4 protein-coding genes and 1 pseudogene are annotated in these 2,808 nt (G+C 44.9%); 1 reads left to right on the forward strand and 4 read right to left on the reverse strand.

From position 1 onward, the window contains the following. The 3 genes from MHN01_RS23310 to MHN01_RS23320 form a co-directional block, all read right to left on the reverse strand. Positions 1–601, reverse strand: a 601-nt coding sequence (locus MHN01_RS23310) for a metal-dependent hydrolase (protein WP_239413741.1), incomplete at its 3' end; no start/stop codon positions are given. Between the two features lie 198 nt (positions 602–799). Then, a complete protein-coding gene (locus MHN01_RS23315; RefSeq protein ID WP_239413742.1) occupies positions 800–1,261 on the reverse strand; it encodes an isoprenylcysteine carboxylmethyltransferase family protein in 462 nt (153 codons plus the stop codon). A gap of 35 nt (positions 1,262–1,296) precedes the next feature. Then, entirely contained in the window at positions 1,297–1,704 is a 408-nt protein-coding gene (locus MHN01_RS23320) for a hypothetical protein (protein ID WP_239413743.1), read from the reverse strand. A 233-nt stretch (positions 1,705–1,937) separates the two neighbouring features. Between MHN01_RS23320 and MHN01_RS23325 the strand changes: the two genes are divergently transcribed. After that, on the forward strand, positions 1,938–2,162 hold the full coding sequence (locus MHN01_RS23325; RefSeq protein WP_239413744.1) for a YgjV family protein: 225 nt from the start codon (positions 1,938–1,940) through the stop codon (positions 2,160–2,162). A gap of 18 nt (positions 2,163–2,180) precedes the next feature. Here the strand turns inward: MHN01_RS23325 and MHN01_RS23330 are convergent. After that, positions 2,181–2,808 (reverse strand): annotated as a pseudogene (locus MHN01_RS23330) (hypothetical protein); the annotation flags it as partial.

Raw genomic sequence — 2,808 nt, forward strand, 5'->3', positions numbered from 1 at the left:
CAAGCGCTCCTATCAGCAAAAACTGAATAACGCTGATCACCGGGTTGCGGTTCGAACACAGCTTGAATGCTGAACCGAATGACATTTTTATTTTTCGGTTGGCCAGATCGACACTATATGCTTCGTCGAGCAACAAATGAACCAGTCCTCCACCAAATAAAAACACACCTGATAGCCAACTTGTTATTTCGCTGTAACCGAGCAAATAGACCAGTGAAACGGAGGCTAAACCAGAAACAGTGATAAAAGCCAGAGAATGACAGCAACCCCGGTGTACGGTTAATTTCTCTAGCATGGCTTTCAGATTATGCCGGATAGTCAAATAGCAAAATACTGCGTAAACGATTAACTCCAGCATCGACACCAGACGATAAATATGACCAACAAAACTGAATGTGAGCATTCCGCCAAAGAATCGAAATAACGTGCTCATTGAGGTGGAGTTGTCTGAATCAATATCCGGCAACAATCCACCCATAGTCCCAAGAAACATCAGCCATAAAGCAGTGATCGGAACGATATGCCCTGCTGATAATAATGCGGTAGCCGCCAAACTACTGGTTAGCGCGGCTGATCCAAGATGTACGTTGAAATTAGCCACAGATGTTCACACTGAGCAAGGTTGTTGAGTACTTTTCAGCCTAGCACCTTTGAGTAACACACCTTGCCTCTTTAACTGGATAAATAACCAGTATTATGTATTAATTCTTTGTGACATCAATGAAAATCATAAACTTCAGACATTTGTGTGGCCAACTGGTGTTTTTTTGAGCGCAATTAACACTGTGCTGACTTTGCTTTAAATCCAGCGGCGTACTTCCTTCTTGTACTGCACAAACTCGTTACTAAATTGCGCCTCAAGAAAACGCTCCTCCGGCTCAATCTGAAAACGGTTCATATAGAGAATGAAGCCTAAGCACAAGGCCAGCGAATAGACACTTTGCAATAAAACACCAAAACCAACCAGTATTAGCAAAAAACCCAGGTACATCGGATTGCGGGTTATTCGATAGACACCAGTATTAACTAAGGTAGAGGCCTCTTGCGGTTCCAGCGGATTAACTGTTGTGCTGGCCTTGCGAAAAGCCTGCACACCAGAAAGAGCAATAATGACACCAATCATGGCAATAGTCGCTGCAGCAAGTGTACTGCCATTAGCGAATAGTGCTTGTTTAGGTAGCTGCACTGATAGCAGCCACATTCCAATCGCAAATATTCCCATCAGAACAACAGGCGGTATTATTAATTCTAGCTTCCTCATAGTCCTCTTCCATGATCATGGCTATTCACTGTTGCTCAGCTTAATATTTCCGTTCCGATCGCGACAGCTGAAACTATCCCGAAAAACCAAGCACTCATTGTGAGCTCCTCATAAGCGATAACAATATACTTGTTTTTCTCGTGAATTACTTCAGTCAGCTCTTCTATCGCCTGGTGGTAATAGTTGATAATTAACTGTTCCCGGCTCGCAATATCATGCGCAGCCAGATCTCTTGTTGTTTCGCGTCCCTTGGGAAGCTCAATATGGCCGCCAATTTTTAGCGCCAGTAATGCATGCCCCCAGGCACAAACAACCGCAAACAAAGCAAGCAGCAATGCCAGCAGTTTGATCCACTCAACCGGTAAAGCAGGCTGAAAAAAACTATCACTCTTAATCACGGCTACCGTACCGACAGCAGCGAGAATCGCGGTTAAGAATACCAACAGCCGAGAACACTGGCCCTCGCAATAAGCAAATCTGGCCAGTTCTTCCGTGTATCTGTCTTTTAGATAATCTATCGTTTCAATGACATGATCTCCGACATACTGCAGATGGAAGGACTATCACTTAAACATAGACTACATCCCTCTGAGTAACTTCCAGCTAAGCAGCTTCATGCGATGAGATTTGTTCTACAGTTAATGGCATTCAGGGACGAATTGAAAAAAGAGTGAGAATGGAAATATCAGAAACCATCGGTTACGCGGCTTCTCTGCTGGTAGGAATGTCTTTATTAATGGGGGATATGAAGCGGCTAAGATATATTAACGGGCTGGGATGCTTGCTATTTGTCATCTATGGCTGGCAACTTGGCGCTTACCCCGTAGTGATCATGAATAGCTTCTGTATCATCGTCAACCTCTACCATATTCATAAACTCTCGACAAAAACGCCCGGCTAAATCAGCCAGGCGTTCATGCTATTGGTTTGCAGCCTGTCGCAGAAACTCAAGCCGCTGTTGCTCTTCCGCGCTTGGTGTATAAGGCTCCTGGCTGAGTGCGGATAAATCGAACGGTGCCAGAGGTATTGTGTCGTGTTCGCTGATCCCGTAACTGGCCTTTTCACCAGGGAAGCCAGACATTTTTTCAATCACCCAATCCTTGAGGAGATATAAACCGTCCGTTCCTGATAGTACGCTGTGATGGGCTTTTAGTACCAGCTTGTCGGAGCCCTCTGCCAGCTTGGACTTTCCGTTCAGTGCCGCTATCACATCACCATGTTGGCTATATAAATTAGCGCGCACTCGGTATATTCCGCTCTGCCTGACCTCCAGCTGGACAGGGATCAGCATATCAGCCGCTTCCGATATCGGAACCCCGACAGAGACCAAACGGGCTGACGGCACAAAAAAATTAAAGTCCGTCGTCAATATGTCACTGCCCTGTTCGAAATCAATAGTTGCTTTAATTCGAATTTCCTGTGGCCAATCCTCACTCGTCTGAATCTCTAATGTTTTACTATCAGTTTGTTCAACCGCTAGCACCTGCTTCGAGGTTGGTTCATAGAACTCATAATTAATATTGCTAACTGCCAACTTGGTATTTAAT

Origin of the sequence: Photobacterium sp. OFAV2-7 (genome assembly GCF_022347985.1) — a bacterium.
Classification (GTDB): Bacteria; Pseudomonadota; Gammaproteobacteria; order Enterobacterales; family Vibrionaceae; genus Photobacterium.